Genomic DNA, 23,539 nt, shown 5'->3' with positions numbered 1-23,539 from the left:
GGGCGCCGCGCCGCCCTCTCCACCCTGTCATGGCCGTGGGCGAGATCGCCCTGGCCTGGAGCGGCGCGCGGACGCATGCTGCCGGCGACCCCCGCCAGGAAGCGGCCCCGCCCGAAGGGGCGCCGCCTCCGGGCGCCGGGGCAGCAGCGCCGGCAGGAGACGCCATGACCCCCAATGCCATCTATCCCGACCTGCGCGACCGCAGCGTGTTCATCACCGGCGGCGGCAGCGGCATCGGCGCCGCGCTGACCGAGGCCTTCGCGCGGCAGGGCGCCCGCGTTGCCTTCGTCGACATCGCCGATGAGGCGAGCCGCGCCCTGGCGGAGCGGGTTGCCGCCCTGGACGGGGCCGTGGCGCCGCTGTTCCTGCCCTGCGACATCCGCGACATCGCCGCGCTGCGCGCCGCCATCGCCAGGGCCGCCGCGGCGCATGGCGACATCACCGTGCTGCTGAACAACGCCGCCAACGACCAGCGCCACGAGCCGGAGGCGGTGACGCCGGAATACTGGGACGACCGCATGGCCATCAACCAGCGGCCGCTGTTCTTCGCCGCGCAGGCCATCCTGCCGCAGATGCAGCGGGCGGGCGGCGGCTCCATCGTCAATTTCGGTTCGGTGAGCTGGAAGCTGCGGCAGGGCGGCATGCCCGCCTACACCATGGCCAAGGCCTCGGTGCACGGGCTGACCCGCGGCCTGGCGCGGGACTACGGCAAGCAGGGCATCCGCGTGAACACGCTGGTGCCGGGCTGGGTGATGACCGAGCGCCAGCTTTCGCTCTGGGTGACGCCGGAGGCGGAGCGAGAGATCGAGGCCGGGCAGGTGCTGGCCGGGCGGGTGATGCCGGCGCACATCGCCGACATGGCGCTGTTCCTCGCCTCCGCCGCCTCCGCCATGTGCTCGGCGCAGGAATTCGTCGTCGATGGCGGCTGGACCTGAGGCCATTCGCGGAAAGGTGATGATGCCGCCGCCAGCTTCGGCTGGCGGCGCGGCTGGCCCTCGGGGCCAAATTCCTCCGCTGGCCTGACCGGCCCGAGACTCCCCCGCCGAACGAGAGGGAGCCGGGCCTCAACGTCCTGGGAGGGACATGATGCAACGCCGCAGCCTGCTGGCCGCCCCGGCCGCCTTCGCGCTTTCCGCCGCCGCCCTGCCGCGCGGCGCGGCGGCGCAGGACAAGAAGACCCTCGCCTTCGTCGTCAACGTCTCGGCCGATTTCTGGACCATCGCGCGCCGCGGCATCGAGAAGGCGAACCGCGAATACCCGCAATACAACATGGAGATGATCGTCCCCGCCCAGGCGAGCGCCGCCGAGCAGCGCCGCATCGTGGACGAGTTGCTGGCGCGGCGTGTCGCCGGCATTGCCATCTCCGCCATCAACCCCGGCAACAGCACGGACATGCTGAACCGCGCCGCCGCCCAGGCGGTGCTGTTCACCACCGACAGCGACGCGCCCAACAGCAACCGCGCCGTCTATATCGGCACGGACAATGTCGCCGCCGGGCGCGAGGCCGGGCGGCAGATGAAGGCGGCGCTGCCGCAGGGCGGCAAGGCCATGCTCTTCGTCGGTACCATGGACGCCGACAATGCGCGCGAGCGCGTGCAGGGCATCCGCGAGGCGCTGCAGGGCGGCAACATCGAGGTGGCCGACATCCGCACCGATGAGAGCGACATGGCGCGCGCCAAGCGCAATGTCGAGGACACGCTGGCGCGCCGCGACGACATCGACCTGATGGTCGGGCTGTGGGCCTACAACACGCCGCAGATCTACCAGGCGGTGAAGGGCGCGGGGCGCGAGGGCAAGGTCCGCATCGTCGGCTTCGACGAGGACGGGCTGACGCTGCGCGGCGTGGCGGACGGCACCATCCATTCCACCGTGGTGCAGCAGCCCTACGAGTTCGGCTACCGCAGCATGGTCGGCATGGTGAAGTACCTGGAGGGGGACCGCTCCTTCATCCCCGAGAACAAGCAGATCATCGTGCCCACCCGCATCATCGACAAGAGCAACGTGCAGGAGTTCCAGGCGCAGATGCGCGAATTGCTGCGGAGCCGGTAGGCCGCCATGGACGGGGTGGCCCCGATCCTGTCGCTCGAGGGCATCAGCAAGAGCTATCCCGGCGTGCGGGCGCTGGACGATGTGAGCCTGCGGCTGAGGCCGGGGGAGGTGCTCGGGCTGATCGGCGAGAACGGCGCCGGCAAGTCCACGCTGATGAAGGTGCTGGGCGGCGTCGTCGCCCCCAGCGCCGGGCGCATCGTGGTGGGGGGGCGGGAATGGCCCCGCCTGACCGTGCCCGACGCGCAGGCCGCCGGCATCGCCTTCGTGCACCAGGAGCTGAACCTCTTCGACAACCTCGACGTGGCGGCCAACGTGCTGTTCGGGCGCGAGCCGCTGCGCGGCGGCCCGCTGCGCCTGCTCGACCGGCGCGCGGCGGCTGCGCGGGTGCGGCCGCTGCTGGCGCGGCTCGGCGCCGATTTCGCGCCCGAGACACCGCTGGCCGCGCTCTCCATCGCGCAGCGCCAGCTCGTCGAGATCGCCAAGGCGCTGGCGGCCGAGGCGCGCATCATCATCTTCGACGAGCCGACCTCCTCGCTGACGCTGTCGGAGACGGCGCGGCTGCTCGCCGTGGTGCAGGAGCTGCGCGCCGCGGGCACCGCCATCATCTACATCACCCACCGCCTGGCCGAGATCGTCGACTGCGCCGACCGCGTCGTCTGCCTGCGCGACGGGAAGCTCGCCGGCACGCTGGAGCGCGGCGAGATCGGCCACGCGGCGATGATCCGGCTGATGATCGGGCGGGAGCTGCGCGCCCTCTACACGCCGCCGCGCCGCGCCCCCGGGCCGGGCGGGCTGACGGCGGAGGGGCTGGTGACGGAAGCCTTCCCCCAGGCGCGGGCGGATCTGGAGATCCGCGCGGGCGAGATCCTGGGGCTGGCCGGGCTGGTGGGGGCCGGGCGCACCTCGCTGGCCCGCGCCCTGTTCGGGCTCGACCCGCCGCGCGGCGGGCGGGTGCTGCTGGACGGGCGGCCGCTGCGCCTGGCCTCGCCGCGCGACGCGGTGCGCGCCGGCCTCTACCTGGTGCCGGAGGACCGCAAGGCGGCGGGCCTCGTGCTCTCCATGCCCATCGCCGAGAATGTCAGCCTCGCCTCGCTGCACAGCTTCGCGCGGCTGTTCCTGCTGGACCGGCGGAAGGAGGCCGCCACGGCGGAGCGGCAGGTGGCTTCCCTGCGGATCAAGGCGCCGCATGTCGGCGTCGTCGCCGCCACGCTCTCGGGCGGCAACCAGCAGAAGGTGGTGCTGGCCAAGTGGCTCAGCATGGCGCCGCGGGTGATCCTGTTCGACGAGCCGACGCGCGGCATCGATGCCGGCGCCAAGGGCGAGATCTACGCGCTGATGCGCGCGCTGGCCGACGAGGGGGTGGCCATCCTGATGATCTCCAGCGACATGGAAGAGGTGATCGGCGTCTCCGACCGGATCGCCGTGATGCATGAGGGCCGCATCAGCGGCATGCTGGACCGCGACCTGTTCAGCGAGCAGGCGGTGCTGCGCCTGGCCATCGGCCAGGGCGAGGAGGCCGCCGCGTGAACCGCAAGGACCTCGGCCTCGGCGCGCTGCTGGTGGTGATCGGCGCCATCACCGCCTTCCTCAACCCGCTCTTCCTCTCCACCGTCAACCTGCTGAACATGGCCAACCTCATCGGCCTGTTCGGCATCTTCAGCATCGGCCAGGGGCTGATCATCATCACGGCGGGCATCGACCTCTCGGTGGGGGCGATGCTGGCGCTGCTCGGCGTCGTCTTCGTCGACCTGCTGGTGAATTACGAACTGTTCTGGCCCTTCGCCGTGCTGGTGGTGCTGGTGGCGGGGCTGCTGCTCGGCGCGCTGCACGGGGTGCTGGTGACGCGGCTGGGGCTGCAGCCCTTCGTCGTCACCCTCTGCGGCCTGCTGATCTACCGCGGCGCCGCCCGCTACTACACGCAGGACGGCACGATGGGCTTCGGCTATGCCGGCGACCTCGACACGCTCACCTGGCTCGCCTCCGGCCGCAGCTTCGGCATCCCGCACCCCTTCCTGGCGCTGCTCGTGGTGGCGCTGGTGGTGGGGGTGCTGCTGCACCGCTCGGTGTTCGGCCGCTACCTCTACGCGGTGGGGCGCAACGAGGAGGCGGCGCGGCACTCGGGCATCGACACGCGCGCGGTGGTGGTCGGCGCCTACCTGCTGGGCGGGCTGCTGGCGGGGCTCTCCACCGTGCTGCTGGTGTTCTACACCAGCTCCGTCTCGCCCTCCTCCTTCGGCAATTTCTACGAGCTCTACGCCATCGCCGCGGCGGTGCTGGGCGGCTGCTCGCTGCGCGGGGGGGAGGGCAGCGTGCTCGGCATCGTGCTCGGCACGGTGCTGCTGCAGATCCTGCAGAACCTGGTGAACATCCTCGGCATCCCCTCCTCGCTGAACTTCGCGGTGATGGGCAGCGTCATCCTGCTCGGCGTGCTGGCCGACCAGCAATTCGGCCGGCGCAAGGCGGCGCTGGCCGGTGCCTGAAGGGCCAGCATCTGGAGGCCAGGAGGGAAGCGCGCGGCCTCCCCCGGCCGCCCTCAGTTGGCCGAGATCTTCTTCTCGCGCACCACGGCGGTCCAGATCTTCGCCTGTTCCGCCAGGAAGGTCTCGAACGCCTCCGGGGTGGAGGCCACCACGTCCACCCCCTGGCTCTCCAGCGGCTGGCGCAGGGCGGGCTGGCGCAGCGCCTCCTGCAGGGCGGCGTGGAAGCGGCCGATGACCGCGTCCGGCACGCCCGCCGGCGCCAGCAGCCCCCAGAAGGCGCGGGCGGAAACGCCGGCCACGCCGCTCTCGATCAGGGTGGGGATGCCCGGCCGCAGGGGGGAGCGCGCCTCGCCCGTCTGCGCCAGGGCGCGCAGCGTCGTGCCCACCTGCCCGCCCAGCCCCACCACGCTGGCCACCGCCAGGTCCACCTCGCCCGAGGAGGCGGCGGCGCTCATCGGGCCGCCGCCGCGATAGGGCACGTGCACCATGCGGCAGCCCGTGGCGTCCTGCAGCCGCTCCATGGTCAGGTGCGCCAGGCTGCCGATGCCGACGGTGCCGTAGCTGACGCTCTCCGGCGCCCGCTTCGCCTGGGCGATGACGGCCTCCAGCGTCGCCCAGGGCTTGGCCGTGGCGGTGGCCACCAGCATCGGCGCCGTGGCCACCAGCATCACCGCGCGCAGGTCCTTCGCCGTGAAGCCGAGGGTGGGGTTGAGGGCGGGGTTCACCACATGCGTGTCGAACACCAGCACGAAGCTCTGCCCGTCCGGTGCGGCGCGGGCCACGCTGGCGGTGCCCAGCGCGCCGCTGGCGCCCGGCCTGTTCTCCACCACCACCGGCACGCCGAGCGATTGCTGCAGCGGGGTCTGCAGCAGGCGGCAGATCAGGTCGGCGCTGCCGCCGGGCGGGAAGGGCGCGACGATGCGAATGGGGCCATCCGGCCAGGGGCGCTGCGCCCGCGCCACGGCGGGCGCGGCGAGGGCGAGGCCGGCCGCCAGGGCAGCGCGGCGGCGGAGGAGGGGTTGCATGGGCTGTTCCTGTCCCTGTGAGATCGCTCGGGGCGGGCCTCAGGCGAGGCCCATCGCCTTCAGCACGCCCTCGGTGTCCGCCTGGTCCTTGGCGATGAAGGAGGCGAAGGCCTCGCCGGTGAGGAAGGCGTCGTCCCAGCCGCGCTTGCGCAGCATCTCGCCCCAGGCGGGGGTGGCGTGCAGCGCCTCGGCAAAGGCCACGAGGCGGCGCCGCACCTCCTCCGCCACGCCGGGGGCGGCGAACAGGCCGCGCCAGTTGGTGGCCGTCACGTCGTAGCCGCTCTCGCGCAGGGTTGGCACCTCGGGGTGCAGGCGGCGCGTGCCGGTGGTGGCCAGCGCCCGCACCCGCCCCGCCGCCACCTGCTCGGAGAACTCGCCCCAGCCGGCGACGGCGGCCTTCACCTGCGCGCCGATCACCGCCGATTGCGTGGCGCCGCCGCCGGGGAAGGAGACGAACTGCGCCTCCAGCGGCTTGCGGCCCAGCGCCTGGAACAGCAGGCCGAGCGCCACATGGTCCACCGTGCCGCCGCCGGCACCGGCGATCGGGATGCCGCGCGGCTCCTGCCGCAGCGCCTCGGCGAAGTGGCGGATGTCGCGGAACTCGCTGCCGGCGGGCACGACGATGACGGCGGCCTCCTCGGTCAGCCGCGCCACGGGCACCACGTCCTTCAGGCTGACCGGCGATTTGCTGGCGATGGCCGAGCCCACCACGCTGGCGCCGCAGACCAGCAGGCTGTCCGCCCGGCCGCGCCGGCTGGTGACGAAGCGGGCCAGCCCCACCGTGCCCGCGCCGCCCGGCAGGTTCTCGAACTGGCAGCGCCCGACGAGCCCGGCCCCGACGCCGACATGCTCGATGGCGCGGCCCAGCCCGTCCCACCCGCCGCCGGGCGCGGCGGGGATGAACATGGCGAGGCTCTGGATGATCTCGGCGGCGCGGGCACGGGCGCCCAGCCCCAGGAAGGGCAGGGCGGCCGCGGCGGCCAGCAGGGGGCGGCGTTGCATGATGGATGTTTCCTCGTTGCTTCTGGCAGGCGCGCGCCCCGTCGCCGGTCTGCCGCCGGCCTGGCGGGGCGCGCGGAAATCCGGTTCAGCCGGGGGCGGGGTAGACCACCATCCCCTCCATCAGCCGGCGCGCGGTGCGGTAGACCACCGTCTCCTCGGCCAGCAGTGCGCCGTCCTGCAGCCGCGTGCGCGCCGTCACCGGCAGGATGCCGGAAGGGTGCGCCACGCGCAGATCCTCCGCCGCGCCGCGCGTCCGGGCCAGACGCTGCGCCAGGCTGCCGGGAATGCGCGCCGCCACGGCCAGGCACATGGCGCCGGTGAGCGGCGTGGCCTTGTGCGGCTGCCCGGCGGAGATCATGCGCACCAGGATGTCCATGGCCCCGGCCGGCAGGGTGGAGCCATCGGCGGCGGGGGCATCCCGCGGCGCGGCGAGCAGCGCCACCTGCGGCAGGTTGCGCAGCCGGGTGCGCGCTTCCTCCAGCGTCTCCACCAGCCCCATCGCCAGCGCGGCGGCGGCGCGGACCGCCTCGAAGCGGCCGATATGCTCCGGCGTGGAGAGGGCGGCGGGGCTTTCGGTGCCCTCCAGCCCCAGCGCGGCGGCGGCGACGAACACCACCGGATTGGCCGCATCCACCAGCGAGGCCTCCAGCGGTCCGAGGCCGGGGATCTCCAGCGTGTCCGTCACCCGCCCGCTGGGCAGCAGGCGCCCCGTGGCGGCGCCGCCCGGATCGGTGAAGGCAAGGCGGATGGGCGCCGCCGTGCCGGCCACGCCCTGCAAGGCGAAATCCCCCTCCAGCCTCGGCAGCCCGCCCTCCAGCGGAAAGCGGGCGACGATGATCTTGCCGGTGTTGGTGTTGTGGATGCGCACCACCGCCTCGTCGCCCGTGGCCGGCACCAGCCCTTCCTCCACCGCGAAGGGGCCGACGGCGGAGGAGATGTTGCCGCAATTGCCGCGGTAGCCGACCACCGGCGCGTCCACCTGCACCTGGGCGAAGGTGTAGTCCACATCCGCATCGGCGCGGCTGGGCGGGCCGATCACCGCGATCTTGGAGAGGGAGGAGATGCCGCCGCCCATGCCGTCGAGCTGCCGCCCGTTCGGGTCCGGGCTGCCGAGGGCGGCGAGGAAGATGGCATCCCACTCGGCGCGTTCGGCCGGCAGGTCGCGGCTGTGGAAGAACAGGGCGCGGCTGGTGCCGCCGCGCATGTAGACGGCCGGCAGCCGGGCCAGGCGCCTCACGCCGCCACCCCCCGCGCCACCAGGGCCCGCAGCATGAAGGGCAATATGCCGCCCGCCCGCCAGACGCGGCGGTCATAGGCGCTGTCCAGCCGGCAGCGCAGCGGCAGGATTTCCGTCTGTCCGTCGGCCCGGTGCAGCGTGGCGCGCAACAGGGCGCCGGGCTGCGCCTGCTCGTCCAGCGCCTCGATGCCGAAGCGTTCCGTGCCGTCCAGCCCCAGGCTGTGCCGCGTGGCGCCGCCGGTGAATTCCAGCGGCAGGATGCCCATGCTGACGAGGTTGGAGCGGTGGATGCGCTCGAAGCTCTCGGCGATGACGGCGCGCACGCCGAGCAGCGCCGGCCCCTTCGCCGCCCAGTCGCGCGAGGAGCCGGCGCCGTAGTCGCGCCCCGCCACCACCACCAGCGGCACGCCCTCCTCACGGTAGCGCAGCGCGGCGTCATAGACGCTCATCACCGTGCCGCTCGGCGCGTGGCGGGTCAGGCCGCCCTCCTGGCCGGGCAGCATCTCGTTGCGGATGCGGATGTTGGCGAAGGCGCCGCGCATCATCACCTCGTGGTTGGCGCGCCGCGCGCCATAGGCGTTGAACTCGCCCGGCGGCACCTGATGCGCCGCCAGGAAGCCGCCCGCCGGAGAGCTGGCCGGGATGGCGCTGACCGGCGAGATGTGGTCGGTGGTGATGCCGTCGCCCAGGATCAGCAGCGGGCGGGCGCCGGAGAGTTGCGGCGCGGCCTCGGCGGCGGGCAGCCCGTCGAAGTAGGGCGGGCGGCGGATATAGGTGCTGCCGGGCGCCCAGGCGAAGCGCGTCTCGCCGGCCACGGGCAGGGCGCGCCATTCGGCATCGGCGGCGAAGAGGCTGGCGTATTCGGCGCGGTAGGTCGCCGGCGAGACGGCGCCGCGCAGCACGGCCTCGATCTCCGCCGCCTCCGGCCACAGCTCGCGCAGCATGACGGGGCGGCCCTCCCGGTCATGGCCCAGCGGCTCCGCGGTCAGGTCCAGCGTCACCCGGCCGGCCAGGGCATAGGCCACCACCAGCGGCGGCGACATCAGGTAGCCCGCCCGCGCCTGCGGGTGGATGCGACCCTCGAAGTTGCGGTTGCCGGAGAGCACGGCGCAGGCCACCAGCTCCTTCTCGCGAATGCGTGCCGCCACCTCCTCCGCCAGCGCGCCGGAATTGCCGCCGCAACTGCCGCAGCCGAAGCCGGTGAGGTGGAAGCCCAGCGCGTCGAGATCCTGTTGCAGCCCGCTGCTCTCCAGGTAGCGCGCCACCACGCGGGAGCCGGGGGTGAGCGAGGTCTTCACCCAGGCGGGCACCGTCAGGCCGCGCGCCACGGCGTTGCGGGCCAGCAGCCCGGCGCCCACCATCAGCGCCGGGTTGGAGGTGTTGGTGCAGGAGGTGATGGCGGCCAGCACCACCGCGCCATCGCCGAAGCCATCCTCCCAGCCATGCGCCGCCGCGCGCCCCGAGAAATCGGTCAGGCTGGCGGGGAGGGCGGGCAGCGCCACGCGGTCCTGCGGCCGGCGCGGGCCGGCGGCGCAGGGCTCCACCGTGCCGAGGTCGAACTCCACCAGCGTGGCGAAGCGCGGCTCCGGCGCGCCCGGCTCACGCCACAGGCCCTGGGCCTTGCAGCAGGCCTCCACCAGATCGAGCTGCGCCGCATCCCGCCCCGTGGCGGCGAGGTAGTCCAGCGTCACCCGGTCCACGGGGAAGAAGCCGCAGGTGGAGCCGTATTCGGGCGCCATGTTGGCCAGCGTCGCGCGGTCGGCCAGGGTGAGCGCGCCATCCAGCGCCGGGCCGGTGAACTCGACGAACTTCTCCACCACGCCGACCGCCCGCAGCCGCTGGGTCAGCGCCAGCACCAGGTCGGTGGCCGTGGTGCCAGCGGGCAGCCGCCCGGTGAGCCGCACCCCCACCACCTCCGGCAGGCGGAACACCAGGGGCTGGCCGAGCATCGCCGCCTCCGCCTCGATGCCGCCCACCCCCCAGCCCAGCACGCCGAGGGCGTTGACCATGGTGGTGTGGCTGTCCGTGCCCACCAGCGTGTCGGGGTAGGCCAGGCTGCGGCCGCCCTCCTCCCGCGTCCAGACCACGCGGGCGAGGTGCTCCAGGTTCACCTGGTGCAGGATGCCGCCGCCCGGCGGCGCCACGCGCAGATTCCCGAAGGCGCCCTGCGCCCAGCGCAGGAAGGCGTAGCGCTCGGCGTTGCGGCGATACTCGTTGGCGACGTTGCGCGCCATGGCATCCGGCGCGCCGGCATGGTCGACGATCAGCGAGTGGTCGACGATCAGGTCGACGGGGATGCCGGGGTTCACCTGCCGCGGATCCCCGCCGCGCGCGGCGAAGGCATCGCGCAGCGCGGCGAGGTCGACGAGGCCGGGGATGCCGGTGAAGTCCTGCATCAGCACCCGGGCGGGGCGGAAGGCGATGTCGGCCGGGCGGGCCTCGCCCCCGGCGGCGGCCAGCACGGCGCCGATCTCGGCCTCGGTGACGGTGTCGCCGTCCTGGTGGCGCAGCAGGTTCTCCAGCAGCACGCGCAGGCTGAAGGGGAGAGCGCACAGCCGGTCCTCGCCGACGATGGCCGGCAGGTCGATGATGGCGTGGTCGCGGCCGCCCGCGTGGAGGGTGCGGTAGGGGGTCATTCGGCAAGGTCCTCGGAGGCGGCGGGGCCCAGGAGCGGCGCCAGGGCCGTGTAGGAGGCGGCGATGTGGCGGCGCATCTGCCACTCGGCCATCTCGGGGTCGCGGTCCTCGATGGCGTCGAGGATGCGGCGGTGCTCGGTGACGGCGCGCCGCCCGCGCCCCGCCACCTTGCGCAGCTGCGAGCGGTAGAGGCGGAGCTGCTGGTAGAGGTCGCCGCAGAGCAGGCCGATCAGCAGCCCGTTGCCGGCGGCGCGGGCGATGGCGACGTGGAAATCCTCGTCCATGCCGCCGAGGGCGTTGGGGGCGTGCTCGCCATCCCCCTCCAGGCTGGCTTCCTGCCGGGCCAGGATGGCGCGCAGCCGGGCGAGGTCCGCCTCGCCCATGGCATGGGCGGCGGCGCGAGCGGCCAGGCCCTCCAGCGCCTCGCGCACGCCGTAGATCTCGCGGAAGGTCGTGGCCGAGAGGCTGACGACGCGGGCGCCGAGCCGGGGCGTGCGCTCCACCAGCCGGCGCTCCTCCAGCCGGTTCAGCGCCTCGCGCAGCGGCCCGCGGCTGACGCCGTACTGGCGCGAGAGCGCCGGCTCGCTGAGCTTGGCACCGAGCGGGATCTCGCCCCGGATGATCGCCTCACTCAGCCGCTGGAACAGCGCCCGCTCCAGCGCCCCATCCGCGGGAAGGGACACCTCTGGCGCCCTGGTGTCGACAATCTCTTCCATGATCGACCGAGAATGGCACGTATTCCCGAAGCGGCCCAGCACATCGACGCAGATTGTCGACAGATTTTTCGGGCGGATTCCGGCCCTTCCCCGGGCCGAACCTGCAGGCCCGGCCGAGCTACCGCCCGCGGCCTTGCCAGTGGCGTCTGTGGCAGGAAGCGGCCCGCCGGCCCTGCGGTGCCGGGCTGCCGGTGCGGCATGCTGGCCTCGGGGGCCAGGAGGCTCCCTCGCCGCAGCCTGGCGCCGCAGCTTGGCGCCGCAGCCTGGCGCGGGTGCCTGGCGAGGGCCGCCGGAGCGAAGCCGCGCCGATGGACCGGCGGGCGGTTTGATGCCAGTCTGGGCCGGTAGAGCCGTGAAACGGCCGCATCCGGAGGAGATCAGTTCATGACCAAGCCGCCTGCCCGGACGGAGCCCGCCGAGGTGTCCGCCGCCCTCGCGACCGCCCCGGCCACCACCCCGTTCTCCCGCCGCGGCGTGCTGCTGGGCGGGCTCGGCATCGGTGGCCTGGCGCTGGCCGGCCGCCCCGCCCATGCCCAGGGCGCCGCGCAGAAGCCGGCGGAGATCAAGCTCGGCATCGCCACCTACCTGTCCGGCCCCGCCAGCGTCTTCGGCGTGCCGGCGCGGCAGGCGGCCGACATGCTGATCGAGGAGCTGAACGCCGCCGGCGGCATCGCCGGGGTGAAGGTGCGGCCGATCTATGTCGATGAGGGGCCGGGCGTCGACCACTTCGTCGGCGAGTACCGCCGGCTGGTGCAGAGCGAAGGCGTGCAGATGATCTTCGCCGGCATCTCCTCGGCGGACTGCCTGGCCTGCGCGCCGCTCGCCGACGAGCTGAAGCGCCCCACCCTGCTGTGGGATTGCGGCACCCAGCGCGTCTTCGAGGATGGCACCTACGGCTATGCGCACCGCCCGCAGGCCAATGCCACGCCGGAGGTGCTGGCGGCGCTGCTCTACCTGCTGAAGGTGAAGCCGGATTTCCGCAGCCTCGCCGTGGTGAACCAGGACTATGCCTGGGGCCGCGATTCCTGGGAGATCTGGCGCACCGCGATGAACGCACTGAAGCCCGGCGTGCGCGTCTCGGCCGAGCTGTTCCCGCGCTTCGGCGCGACCGACTTCTCGAGCGAGATCACCCGCCTGCTGGCGCTGCGGCCGGATGTCATCTTCTCTACCACCTGGGGCGGCGACCTCGACACCTTCATCCGCCAGGCGGCCGACCGCAGGCTGTTCGAGCGCAGCACCTTCGTGCTGCCGCTGGCGGAATCCTCGCTCGAGCGCGTCGGCAAGGCGCTGCCCGCCGGGCACATCATCGGCGCGCGCGGCGACCACTGGTTCCTGCACCCCTCGCCCAAGGACGCCGACAAGCTGAAGAGCTTCACCGAGAACTACCGCAAGCGCTTCGACAGCTACCCGATCTACTCGACCCACCACATGGCGCAGGCGATCAACGCCATGAAGGCCGGCTATGAGAAGGCGATCGCCGCCAAGGGCGGCCAGTGGCCGACCGACGCGGAGCTGACCGCCGCCTTCCGCGGCCTCACCTTCCCCTCGCTCACCGGGCAGGTGACGATCCGCGAGGACGGGCAGGGGCTGGAGGACCAGCTGATCGGCACCACCCTGCACAGCGACCGCTACCCCTTCCCGGTGATGACCGACATGGTCGTCTTCCCCGCCGCCTCGGTGACGACGCCGGTGGGGCAGAAGAGCACCGAGTGGCTGAAGACCCTGAAGCCCGACATGCTGGAGAAGCTGCCCCAGCCCGTGGCCTTCCGCTGAGGCCAAGGCGCGGGGGCGCCGCCGCGCCCCCGCGCATCCCGACCGCGACAGCAACAGGAACCGTCCCGCTCATGACCGCTCAGACCGCACCCGACCGCGCCACCCCCCGCAAGCCGCTCGAGGGGCTGCTGGTGGTGACGCTGGAACAGGCGGTGGCCGCCCCCTATTGCAGCTCCCGCCTTGCCGATGCCGGGGCGCGGGTGATCAAGATCGAGCGGCCGGAGGGGGATTTCGCGCGCGGCTACGACGCCGCCGTGCACGGGCTGTCGAGCTACTTCGTCTGGCTCAACCGCGGCAAGCAGAGCCTGGTGGCCGACATCAAGGCACCGGACGACGCGGCGCTGCTGCACCGGGTGCTGGAGCGCGCGGATGTGTTCATCCAGAACCTCGCCCCTGGCGCCGCCGCCCGCGCCGGCTTCGGCTCGGAGGAGCTGCGGCGGCGCTACCCGCGCCTCGTGACCGTGGACATCTCCGGCTACGGCGCCGGCCATGCCTACGCCGGCATGAAGGCCTACGACCTGCTGGTGCAGGCGGAGAGCGGGCTGGCCGCCATCACCGGCCACCCGGCGGGGCCGGGGCGCGTCGGCGTCTCGGTCTGCGACATCGCCTGCGGCATGGCCTCCTACGCGGCGGTGCTGGAGGCGCTGATCGCCCGCTCCCTCACCGGCGAGGGGCGGCGCCTCGAGATCAGCCTGTTCGACGGCATGGCGGACTGGATGAACGTGCCGCTGCTGTATTTCGAGGGCACCGGCCAGGCGCCGAAGCGCGTCGGCCTCGCCCACCCCTCCATCTGCCCCTATGGCGCCTTCGAGACATCCGACGGCTCGCTGGTGCTCTTCTCCATCCAGAACGAGCGCGAGTGGCAGAAATTCTGCACGACGGTGATGCAGGAGCCGGAGCTGCCGAAGCAGCCGGGCTATGAGAGCAACAATGCCCGCGTCGCCAACCGCGCTGTGGTGGACGGGCGCGTCGCCGCCGTATTCGCGGGGCTGACCCGTGCCGAGGTGGCGGCGCGGCTGGATGCGGCCGGCACCGCCTATGGCTTCGTCAACGAGGTGGCGGACCTGGTGAACCACCCGGCATTGCGCCGGGTGAACGTGGCCACGCCGGGCGGCATGGCGTCCATCGTCGCGCCGCCCGCCATCCATGACGGCGTGGCCAGCCCCGCCTTCGGCCCGGTGCCCGCCATCGGCGAGCACACCGCGGCGATCCGGGCCGAGTTCGCGGTGACGCAGCCGGCCTGAGAGGGCCGCCCGGCACGCGAATTGCTCAAGCCTCCGGCAGAGACCTTTCTCATTCTGCCGGAGCACCGAGATGAGCTTCTCCCGTCGTGGCCTGATGGCGGCTGGCGCCAGCGGCATGATTGGCGGCCTGGGCGGCCTGCCTCTCCCTGGTGCAGTGCGGGCGGCCCTTGCGCAAAGCCCGGGCAGCGGCCGGACGCTGCGCTACGGCATCTCGATGGCCGACATCCCGCAGACCACCGGCCAGCCGGACCGCGGCGCCGGCGCCTACCAGTTCACCGGCCACACCCTCTACGACCCGCTGGTGGCGTGGGAGATGGACGTGGCCGACCGCCCCGGCCGGCTGGTGCCCGGCCTCGCCACGGCCTGGGAGACCGACCCGGCCGACCGCCGCCGCTGGGTCTTCACCCTGCGCCAGGGCGTCACCTTCCACGATGGCAGCGCCTTCGACGCGGATGCCGTCATCTGGAACTTCGAGAAGGTGATGAACCCGCAGGCGCCGCATTTCGACAACCGACAGGCGGCGCAGGTGCGGCCGCGCCTGCCCTCCGTCGCCGCCTGGCGCAAGCTCGGTGACATGACGGTGGAGGTGACCACCAAGGCGGTGGACAGCCTCTTCCCCTACCAGATGCTCTGGTTCCTGATCTCCTCGCCGGCGCAGTACGAGAAGCTCGGGCGGGACTGGCAGAAATTCGCCTTCGAGCCTTCCGGCACCGGCCCCTTCCGCCTCGCCCGCCTGGTGCCGCGCGCCAGCGCCGAGCTGGTGCGCAACACGCGCTACTGGAACCCGGCGCGCATCCCGAAGGCGGAGCGCGTCATCCTCGTCTGCGCGCCGGACGCGGTGATGCGCACCAACGCGCTGATCAGCGGCGCGGTGGACATGATCGAGACCCCGGCGCCGGACCTCGTGCCGCAGCTCCGGGCGGGCGGCATGCGGATCGTCGAGAACGTCACGCCGCATGTGTGGAACTACCATCTCTCGCAGCTCGAGGGCTCGCCCTGGCGGGATCTGCGGCTGCGCAAGGCGGCCAACCTCGCCATCAACCGCGAGGAGGTGGTGGCGCTGATGAACGGGCTGGCCAAGCCGGCGGTGGGCGTGGTCGATCCTTCCTCCCCCTGGTTCGGCAAGCCCTCCTTCCAGGTGACGTACGACCCCGACGCCGCGCGCAAGCTGGTGTCCGAGGCCGGCTTCGGCCCGCGCAACCCGCTGAAGACCAAATTCCTGGTGGCCACCGGCGGCTCCGGCCAGATGCTCTCCATGCCGATCAACGAGTATTGCCAGCAGGCGATGCGCGAGGTGGGGCTGGAGATCGAGCTGGTGCCGGTGGAGCTGGAGGTGCTCTACACCGCCTGGCGCCAGGGCGCGGCGGGGGAGCTGGCGAAGCAGAATGGCGTCACCGCCAACAATGTCGCCTATGTCACCTCCGACCCGCTCTACGCGCTGATCCGCTTCTTCCACTCGAAGCAGGTGGCGCCCACCGGCGTGAACTGGAGCCACTACGGCAACCCCGAGGTGGACCGGCTGATCGACGAGGCCGTCACCAGCTTCGACACCGAGGCGCAGGACCGGCTGATGTCCCAGGTGCACCAGCGCGTGGTGGACGAGGCGCTGCTGGTCTTCGTGGTGCACGACACCAACCCGCACGCCATGAGCGGCAAGGTGGCCGGCTACACCCAGGCGCAGCACTGGTTCCAGGACCTGACGACGCTGGGCTGAGGCGTCCGTGGCGGCGAGGGGCCGGCCCCTTGAGGGCGGGCGCCCGCGCTGCTAGGGGCGGCCAGACCGCGAGGAGGCCGCCCGACCATGCTCCACCGCCGCAGCATCCTGGCCCTGCCGCTGGCAACCGCCCCCCTGGCCCGCCCGGCGCTCGCGCAGGCCGGCTGGCCGCGCAGCGTCACCGACATGGTGGGGCGCGGCGTGACCCTGACGCGCCCGCCGCGCCGTGTGGTGGCCGCCGAGAGCGCCGTGCTGCTGAACCTGTCGCTGATCCACCCCGACCCGGTGCCGCTGCTGGTGGGCATGGGCGGCGACCTGCGGCGCATCGACCCCGGCGCGATGGCGGCGCTCGCCGCCCGCTTCCCCGGGCTGGACGCCGTGCCGGAACTGACCCGGCAGGTGGGTGAGGACCTGCCGCTGGAGCGGCTGATCGCCCTGGCGCCGCATCTGGTGCTGATGGCCGCCTGGCAGCACCGCCGCCCCGGCACCGCGGAGGCGCTGCGCACGCTGGAGCGGGCCGGCATCCCGGTGGTGTTCATCGACTTCTTCATCAACCCCCTCAGCCGCGCGCTGCCCTCGCTGCGATTGCTGGCCGAGGTGCTGGACCGGCGCGAGGCCGCCGCCGCATATGCCGCCTTCTACACGGCGCGGCTGGAGGCGGTGCGCCGCGCCGTGGCCGGCCGGCCCGGCCCCGCCGTGCTGCTGCAGGCCTTCCCCGGCCGCTGGCCCTGCTGCTGGGTGGCGGGGGACCAGGGCGGGGGGGAGCTGGTGGCGGCGCTGGGCGGGCGCAACGCGGCGGAAGGCCAGCTTCCCGGGCCCTCGGGCGGCAACCTCTCGGTCGAGCAGGTGCTGGTGACGGAGCCGGAGGTCTATATCGGCACCGGCATGGCGCAGCCGCCGGAGGGCAGCGCCGCGCTGCGCCTGGGCTGGGGGGTGGCGCCGGAGGTGGCGCGGCGCAGCCTCGCGGAAGCGCTGCGCGCGCCGGAGCTGGCGCACCTGCCGGCGGTGCGCCATGGCCGCGCCTTCGGCCTGTGGAACTATCTCGGCGGCACGGCGCTGAACGTGGTGGCGCTGGAGGCGATGGCGGGCTGGCTCTACCCCGGCCTCGCCGCCACGCTCGATCCGGCGGCGACGCTGGCCGAGATCAACGCCCGCTTCGCCGCCGTCCCCTGGCAGGGCACCTTCTGGACGGCGGCGTGACGCCTCACCAGCGATAGGCGAGGTTGGCGATCACCGTCCGCCCAGGACCGTAGTAGCAGTAGTTGGCGCCGGTGCAGGAGGAGACGTACTCCTTGTCCGCCAGGTTGCTGGCATTCACCGAGAGCTTGTAGCGGTCCCACTCATAGCTCACCGAGGCGTCGAGCAGCGTGACGGACGGGGTGCGGTACGCGTTGGCATTGTCGCCGTAGAAATTGCCCATGTAGCGCACGCCGCCGCCGAGGCCGAAGCCGGCGAGGCGGCTGCCTTCCTGGAAGCGGTACTGGCCCCAGAGATTGGCCATGTGCTCCGGCACCAGCGCCGGGCGGTTGCCCTGGCTGCCGCCGTTGTCGCTGGTGATCTCGGCGTCCATGTAGGTGTAGCTGGCGATCAGGCTGAGCCCCTCGGCCAGGCTGGCCACCGCCTCCAGCTCCAGCCCCCGCACGTTGATCTCGCCGGTCTGCACCTGCGCGGCGGGCACCACCGGGTCGCGGGTGGTGACGTTGGTCTGCGTCAGGTCGAAGGCCGAGGCGGTGAAGAAGCTGTTCATCCCCGGCGGCTGGTACTTCAGGCCGATCTCGTACTGCCGGCCCTCGGTGGGGCGGAAGGCCTCGCCGCCGGCGGTCGAGCCGGCGATCGGGTCGAAGGAGGTGGAATAGCTGACATAGGGCGAGAGGCCGTTCGGCGCCGCGTACATCAGCGCGGCGCGGCCGGTGAAGGCGTTGTCGTTCTGCGTGACGCGGTTGTCGTTCAGGCGGGAGGTCTGCTCGCTGCCGGCCCAGTCCTGCCGCCCGCCCAGCAGCAGGATCCAGTTGTTCCAGCGCATCTGGTCCTGGAGGTAGAGGCCGAACTGGTGCAGGTCGTCGTTGCGGTTGAGGGCGTAGAAGGGGGCGCGGCGCGAGTCCGGCACCGCAAGGCCCCGGGCCGGGTTGAAGATGTCGACCGACGGGCCGGTGCCGAAATAGGTCTCGTAGCGGCCCCAGTACTGCCGCACATCGACACCCGCCAGCACCTTGTGCACCACCGGGCCGGTGCTGAAATCGGCCTGCAGGCCGGTGTCGAGGTTGATCGTGTCGGAGCGCTCGCGCTGCACCAGGGTGCCGCGGTTCAGCGTCCGCAGGTCCGGCTGGAAGCCGGTCGCGTACATGGTGTCGTACTTGACGGTGTTGTGCGTGTAGCGGGTGTTCTGCCGCAGCGTGAAGACGCTGTTCAGGCGCTTCTCGATGTCCCAGCCCAGCGTGGTGGTGGTGACGTCGGAGCGGCTGAAATCCTCCTCGCCGGCATAGCGGCTGCGCGGGATCTTGCCGTTCGGGTTGTAGAGCAGCGTGCCTTGCGCCGGCAGGCCGATGGGCGAGCCGCCCTGGTCGTACTGGTAGGAGCCGAGCAGGGTGACGCGCGTCTCGCCATCCGGCCGCCAGGTGAGGGCGGGGGCGAAGAAGTAGCGGTCGTCGCCGACGTGATCCACATCGGTGTCGCTGTTCCGAACCAGCCCGGTTGCGCGGTAGGAGAACTGCCCGGCCTCGTCCAGCGGCCCGCCCAGGTCGAAGGCGCCCTGGAAGCGGTCATTGTTGCCGGCGGAGAGGTTGACCTCGCCGAAGGGCGTCTCGGTCGGCCGCTTGCTCACCAGGTTGATCAGCCCGCCCGGCACGGTCTGCCCGTAGAGCACGGAAGAGGGGCCGCGCACGATCTCGATGCGCTCCAGCCCGTACTGCTCGATGCTGGTGGGGCCGAACTGGCGCAGCAGGCGCAGCCCGTTGAGATACTGGCTTGGCCGCGCGTCGAAGCCGCGGATGCGCGCGGAATCGAAGCGCGGGTCGAAGCCGGAGAGGCCGGCGGTGACGCCGGGGGCGTAGCGCAGCGCCTCCTCCACGCTGCGCACCGCCTGGGCGTCGATGCGGTCCCGTGTGATGACGGTGATGGCCTGCGGTGTCTCGATCAGCGGCGTGTCGGTCTTGGTGGCGCCGGCGGCGCGGCCGGCGACGAAGCCCTGCACCGGGCCGGTGGCCGTCTCCCGCTGGCCCTGCACGTCCACCATGGGCAGCAGGATGGCGCCGCCCTGGGTGAGCGGGGAGGGGCCGGCCTCCTGCGCCAGGGCGCCGGCCGAGAGCGCCAGCAGCACCGGGGCCAGGGAGAGAAAACGGTAGCGACGCAAGGACATGGCCATCGGCTCGGCACCTGGGAAAGGGTCGGAGATGCCGGCGCTTTAATTCAAGTGATAATTAATCGCAAACGATTGCCGCGCGAAGCCCTGCATGGCGCCGCCATTGATGCGGAAAAGGCACGCCGTCCCGGGGCCGCAACGGCACCGGGACGGCGGCCGCGCGGCTCAGATGTCCGCGCGGATGTTGGCGGCGCGCGCCACCTCGCCCCAACGGGCATGGTCGCGCTTCACGCGCGCGTCGAACTCGGCCGCCGTGCCGCCGCCCGGCTCGTCGCCCTGGCCGGTGATGCGCTCGCGCACCGCCGGGTCCTGCAGCGCCTTGTTCAGCGCCTCGTTGACGCGCTGGACGATCTCGGGCGGCGTGCCGCGCGGGGCCGAGATGCCGATCCAGCTGGTGATGGTGAAGTCCTGCACCCCCTGCTCGGCGGCGGTCGGGATGTCGGGGAAGGCGGGGGCGCGCTGCTCGCCCGTCACCATCAGCCCGCGCACCTGCCCGGCCTTGAGGAAGGGCGCCACCACCGAGGCGGCGTCGAACAGGCAGGAGAAGCGGCCGGCGATGAAATCCTGCATCGCCGGGCCGGAGCCGCGATAGGGGATGCTCTCCATGGCCGGGTTGCCGATGCGGGTGCGGAACAGCTCCATCGCGCAGTGCGACATGCTGCCGGCGGCGGCGGTGCCGTAGTCGATGCCCTTGGGCTGCGCCTTCACCCAGGCGGCGAACTCGCTCACGGTCCTGGCCGGCACGGAGGGATGCACGCAGAGCACCAGCGAGCTTTGCAGCGCGAGGCCGACCGAGACCAGCTCCAGCGGGTTGATGGTCATGCCCGGGAAGGTGTGCGGGTTGATGGCCATGGAGCTCGAATTGGCGGCGAGCATGGTGTAGCCGTCGGGGCGCGCGCGCAGCACCGCCTCGGTGCCGATATTGCCGCCGGCGCCGCCGCGGTTCTCGATCACCACCGACTGGCCCAGCGCCGCGGACATGCCGGCCTGGATGACGCGGGCGGCGAAATCGGTCTGGCCGCCGGGGGGGAAGCCCACCACCAGCGTCAGCGGCCGGGTGGGCCAGGTCTGCGCCAGCGCCAGGCGCGGCGCCGCCAGCCCGGTGGCCGCGGCGCCGAGGCCGGCACCCAGCACGGCGCGGCGGGAAAGGGCAGGAGGGGCGTCGTTCTTCTCGGTCATCCCGGTGTTCTTTCTTGGAGGCATGAGGCGGCGCGGCGGGCAGGCCGGCCGGTGCCGCTGGATCCGCCGCGGGAGGACCATGCCGGTCCTCCCGCGCGCGCCATTCCGGCGGCAGGCCGGCCCGTGCGGGGCCGATTCATGAGCGGCATGACTAGAAGGGCGGGGGCATCAAGGTCCAGCGCAATAAATGGCGGGTGACATATCCATTCTGGTATATCGCGCCCATGCCCCGCACCCCGCCCCCGCCCGCCGCCCCGCGCCGCCTGCCGCCCGACTGGTACGCCCGCAGCCGGCTGAAGCTGCGGCATCTCCAGCTGCTGACGGCGATGGACGACCTGCGCAACCTGAACCGCGCGGCGCAGAGCCTGGGGCTGACGCAGCCCGCCGCCTCCAAGCTGCTGGCCGAGATCGAGCAGATCGCCGGCGTGCCGCTGTTCGAGCGCCGGCCGCGCGGGGTGGAGCCCAACCTCCAGGGCGAGGTGCTGCTGCGCCGCGCCCGCACCGTGCTGGTGGCGCTGGAACAGGCGGGGGAGGAGCTCAATTCTCTGCGGAGCGGCGCGGGGGGCACGGTGGCCATCGGCGCCGTCACCGGCCCGGCGGTGGACGGCCTCGCGCGTGCCGTGGAACTGGCGCAGCAGCGCAGCCCGGCGCTGCGCATCTCGGTGGAGGTGGAGACCAGCGCGCCGCTGGTGGAGCGGCTGCGCGCCGGGCGGCTGGATTTCGTGCTGGCGCGCATTCCGCAGGGCGCCAGCGCCGCCGGGCTGGAATACCGCGAGGTGGGGGAGGAGCCGCTCTGCTTCCTGGTGGGGGAGGGGCACCCGCTGCTGGCCGGCCCGCCGCCCGGCCTGGCGGCGCTGCTGGGCTACCCCTGGGTGCTGGAGCCGCCCGGCAGCCTGCTGCGGCAGGCGGTGGAGACCATGGTGGCCCGCCACGGGCTGAGCCTGCCGGGGCGGGTGCTCAACACCGCCTCCGCCCTGCTGGCGCTCTCCGTGCTCGGGCGTGGCGAGGCGGTGTGCGTGGTGAGCGAGCCGGTGGCCGCGCTGTTCGACGGCGCCGGCCGGGTGTGCCGCCTGCCGCCGCCGCCAGAGGAGCCGCATCTGGCCGTGCCGCCCTTCGGGCTGATCCGGCTGAAGGACCGGCCTCTCTCCCCTGCGGCGCAGGGGTTTTTCGGGCTACTGGAGACGGTGCTGTTTCCCGCCTGAGATATTGAAAATGGCATGTCGGAGGCCGCTCTTGTCATTGGCCCGGCATGTCTCTCCGCCCTACACTGCGCGATGGCCGGGGCGCCGACACTGCCGCCGGCGCACAGGGAAGGGGACGGGGCCGATGGCCGGGGACGACACCAAGAAAAGCACGCTGCGCAGCCAGGCCTGGTTCGGCCGGCAGGACAAGATGGGCTTCTACTACCGCTCCTTCCTGAAGAACCGCGGCATCCCGCAGGACCAGTTCGAGGGCCGCCCGGTCATCGGCATCTGCAACACCTGGTCCGAGCTGAACCCCTGCAACAGCCATTTCCGCACCATCGCCGAGCATGTGCGCTACGGGGTGCTGGAGGCGGGCGGCTTCCCGCTGGAATTCCCCGTCTCCTCGCTCGGCGAGGTGACGATGCGGCCCACCGCCATGCTCTACCGCAACCTCGCCGCCATGGATGTGGAGGAAGGCATCCGCGCCCATCCGCTGGACGGCGTGGTGCTGCTGATGGGCTGCGACAAGACGACGCCCGCGCTGCTCATGGGCGCGGCCAGCGCCGACCTGCCCGCCATCGGCGTCTCCGGCGGGCCGCAGCTGCGCGGCGTGTACCAGGGCAAGATGATCGGCTCCGGCACCAACATCATCTCGATGAGCGAGCAGCTCCGCGCCGGCGAGATCACGCTGAAGGAGTTCCACGAGGCCGAGGCAGGGATGAACCGCAGCCACGGCTCCTGCATGACCATGGGCACCGCCTCCTCCATGGCCTCGATGGTGGAGGCGCTGGGCATCGGCCTGCCGACCAACGCCGCCATCCCCGCCGTCGATGCCCGCCGCAACGAGCTGGCGCGCATGGCCGGGCGCCGCATCGTGCAGATGGTGGCCGAGGACCTGACCCCCACGAAAATCCTGACGCGCGCGGCCTTCGAGAACGCCATCCGCACGCTCGCCGCCATCGGCGGCTCGACCAATGCGGTGGTGCATCTCATCGCCATCGCCCGCCGCATCGGCGTCGACCTGACGCTGGACGATTTCGACCGGCTCGGCCGCGGCGTCCACTGCCAGGTGAATTTGATGCCCTCCGGCGAGTACCTGATGGAGGATTTCTACTATGCCGGCGGCCTGCCGGTTGTGCTGCGGGACCTGGCCGAGCAGGGGCTGCTGCACAAGGATGCGCTGACGGTGAACGGCCGCACCATCTGGGAGAACGTGCAGGACGCGCAGTGCTGGAACCGCGCCGTCATCACCACGCCGGAGGCGCCGTTCAAGCCCGATGCCGGCATCGCCATCCTGCGCGGCAACCTCGCGCCCGATGGCGCGGTGATCAAGCCTTCCGCCGCCTCGCCGCACCTGATGCAGCACACCGGCCGCGCCGTGGTGTTCGAGAGCATCGAGCACCTGCACCACGCGGTGGACGACGACAGCCTCGACATCGACGCGGACTGCATCATGGTGCTGCAGAATTGCGGCCCGCGCGGCTACCCCGGCATGGCCGAGGTGGGCAACATGCCGCTGCCGCAGAAGCTGCTGAAGCAGGGCGTGCGGGACATGGTGCGGATCTCCGATGCCCGCATGTCCGGCACCGCCTATGGCACGGTGGTGCTGCATGTGGCGCCGGAGGCGGCCGCCGGCGGCCCGCTGGCTCTGGTGCGCAACGGCGACCTCATCACGCTGGACGTGAAGGCCGGCACGCTGCACCTGCATGTGGAGGAGGCGGAGCTGGCCGCCCGCCGCGCCGCCTGGACGCCGCCCGCGCCGCCGATGGACCGTGGCTACACCCGGCTTTATGTGGAGCATGTGTTGCAGGCCGATCAGGGCGCCGATTTCGACTTCCTGGTCGGCAAGAGCGGCTCCCCCGTCCCCCGCGACAATCACTGACAGAAAAAAGATGGGGGTCCGGGGGAATTCCTTCCCCCGGCCTTCTTTTGTTTGAGGGAG

Annotated in this window: 17 protein-coding genes; 10 read left to right on the top strand and 7 right to left on the bottom strand. The window is 72.5% G+C overall.

All coding sequences use genetic code 11. From position 1 onward, the window contains the following. The first annotated feature begins 164 nt into the window (after positions 1 to 164). From CR165_RS13615 to CR165_RS13600, 4 genes are all read left to right on the top strand, one after another. Positions 165 to 935, top strand: coding sequence for an SDR family NAD(P)-dependent oxidoreductase (locus tag CR165_RS13615; RefSeq protein ID WP_109517543.1), 771 nt, complete (start codon positions 165 to 167; stop codon positions 933 to 935). A gap of 151 nt (positions 936 to 1,086) precedes the next feature. Next, positions 1,087 to 2,049, top strand: a complete 963-nt coding sequence (locus CR165_RS13610) for a sugar-binding protein (protein ID WP_109517605.1) — start codon at positions 1,087 to 1,089, stop codon at positions 2,047 to 2,049. 6 nt (positions 2,050 to 2,055) lie between these two features. Further along, the gene (locus CR165_RS13605; protein WP_109517542.1) at positions 2,056 to 3,576 is read left to right on the top strand and encodes a sugar ABC transporter ATP-binding protein; all 1,521 of its coding nucleotides are present in this window, start codon (positions 2,056 to 2,058) and stop codon (positions 3,574 to 3,576) included. Beyond that, complete coding sequence (locus CR165_RS13600) at positions 3,573 to 4,529, top strand: ABC transporter permease (RefSeq protein WP_109517541.1); 957 nt, start codon at positions 3,573 to 3,575, stop codon at positions 4,527 to 4,529. The genes CR165_RS13605 and CR165_RS13600 overlap by 4 nt, the downstream gene beginning before the upstream one ends. Before the next feature lie 53 nt (positions 4,530 to 4,582). On the opposite strand, the gene CR165_RS13595 is transcribed toward CR165_RS13600, so the two are convergent. The 5 genes from CR165_RS13595 to CR165_RS13575 form a co-directional block, all read right to left on the bottom strand. Further along, the gene (locus CR165_RS13595; RefSeq protein ID WP_109517540.1) at positions 4,583 to 5,554 is read right to left on the bottom strand and encodes a tripartite tricarboxylate transporter substrate-binding protein; all 972 of its coding nucleotides are present in this window, start codon (positions 5,552 to 5,554) and stop codon (positions 4,583 to 4,585) included. 39 nt (positions 5,555 to 5,593) lie between these two features. Then, the gene (locus tag CR165_RS13590; RefSeq protein WP_109517539.1) at positions 5,594 to 6,556 is read right to left on the bottom strand and encodes a tripartite tricarboxylate transporter substrate binding protein; all 963 of its coding nucleotides are present in this window, start codon (positions 6,554 to 6,556) and stop codon (positions 5,594 to 5,596) included. 85 nt (positions 6,557 to 6,641) lie between these two features. Continuing rightward, on the bottom strand, positions 6,642 to 7,793 hold the full coding sequence (locus CR165_RS13585; protein ID WP_245906403.1) for a 2-methylaconitate cis-trans isomerase PrpF family protein: 1,152 nt from the start codon (positions 7,791 to 7,793) through the stop codon (positions 6,642 to 6,644). Then, a complete protein-coding gene (gene acnA, locus CR165_RS13580; protein WP_109517538.1) occupies positions 7,790 to 10,429 on the bottom strand; it encodes an aconitate hydratase AcnA in 2,640 nt (879 codons plus the stop codon). Before acnA ends, CR165_RS13585 begins: the two co-directional genes overlap by 4 nt. Further along, positions 10,426 to 11,112, bottom strand: a complete 687-nt coding sequence (locus tag CR165_RS13575; protein ID WP_245906402.1) for a GntR family transcriptional regulator — start codon at positions 11,110 to 11,112, stop codon at positions 10,426 to 10,428. Before CR165_RS13575 ends, acnA begins: the two co-directional genes overlap by 4 nt. 417 nt (positions 11,113 to 11,529) lie before the next feature. On the opposite strand from CR165_RS13575, the gene CR165_RS13570 reads away from it, so the two are divergent. From CR165_RS13570 to CR165_RS13555, 4 genes are all read left to right on the top strand, one after another. Next, positions 11,530 to 12,918 carry an ABC transporter substrate-binding protein gene (locus tag CR165_RS13570; protein ID WP_109517536.1) on the top strand — a complete coding sequence of 463 codons (1,389 nt, stop codon included), beginning with the start codon at positions 11,530 to 11,532 and terminating at the stop codon, positions 12,916 to 12,918. Between the two features lie 71 nt (positions 12,919 to 12,989). Beyond that, positions 12,990 to 14,162 (top strand): CaiB/BaiF CoA transferase family protein, encoded by a 1,173-nt coding sequence (locus tag CR165_RS13565; protein ID WP_109517535.1) that lies wholly within the window; start codon positions 12,990 to 12,992, stop codon positions 14,160 to 14,162. Positions 14,163 to 14,232: 70 nt separating this feature from the next. Continuing rightward, positions 14,233 to 15,876 carry an ABC transporter substrate-binding protein gene (locus tag CR165_RS13560; RefSeq protein WP_219929749.1) on the top strand — a complete coding sequence of 548 codons (1,644 nt, stop codon included), beginning with the start codon at positions 14,233 to 14,235 and terminating at the stop codon, positions 15,874 to 15,876. Positions 15,877 to 15,963: 87 nt separating this feature from the next. Further along, on the top strand, positions 15,964 to 17,076 hold the full coding sequence (locus tag CR165_RS13555; protein WP_109517534.1) for an ABC transporter substrate-binding protein: 1,113 nt from the start codon (positions 15,964 to 15,966) through the stop codon (positions 17,074 to 17,076). Between the two features lie 4 nt (positions 17,077 to 17,080). Here the strand turns inward: CR165_RS13555 and CR165_RS13550 are convergent, their stop codons facing one another. Together CR165_RS13550 and CR165_RS13545 are read right to left on the bottom strand one after the other, a co-directional pair. Next, positions 17,081 to 19,231, bottom strand: coding sequence for a TonB-dependent siderophore receptor (locus CR165_RS13550; protein WP_109517602.1), 2,151 nt, complete (start codon positions 19,229 to 19,231; stop codon positions 17,081 to 17,083). A gap of 168 nt (positions 19,232 to 19,399) precedes the next feature. After that, complete coding sequence (locus CR165_RS13545) at positions 19,400 to 20,413, bottom strand: Bug family tripartite tricarboxylate transporter substrate binding protein (protein WP_109517533.1); 1,014 nt, start codon at positions 20,411 to 20,413, stop codon at positions 19,400 to 19,402. A 224-nt stretch (positions 20,414 to 20,637) separates the two neighbouring features. Here CR165_RS13545 and CR165_RS13540 point away from each other — a divergent pair, with 224 nt between their 5' ends. Continuing rightward, the gene (locus tag CR165_RS13540; RefSeq protein ID WP_109517532.1) at positions 20,638 to 21,615 is read left to right on the top strand and encodes a LysR substrate-binding domain-containing protein; all 978 of its coding nucleotides are present in this window, start codon (positions 20,638 to 20,640) and stop codon (positions 21,613 to 21,615) included. Between the two features lie 124 nt (positions 21,616 to 21,739). Further along, entirely contained in the window at positions 21,740 to 23,479 is a 1,740-nt protein-coding gene (locus tag CR165_RS13535) for an IlvD/Edd family dehydratase (RefSeq protein ID WP_109517531.1), read from the top strand. The last annotated feature ends 60 nt before the right edge of the window (positions 23,480 to 23,539 follow it).

Source organism: Teichococcus aestuarii (genome assembly GCF_003116135.1).
GTDB classification, from domain to species: Bacteria; Pseudomonadota; Alphaproteobacteria; order Acetobacterales; family Acetobacteraceae; genus Pseudoroseomonas; species Pseudoroseomonas aestuarii.
This window is presented reverse-complemented; position numbering and strand designations above follow the sequence as displayed.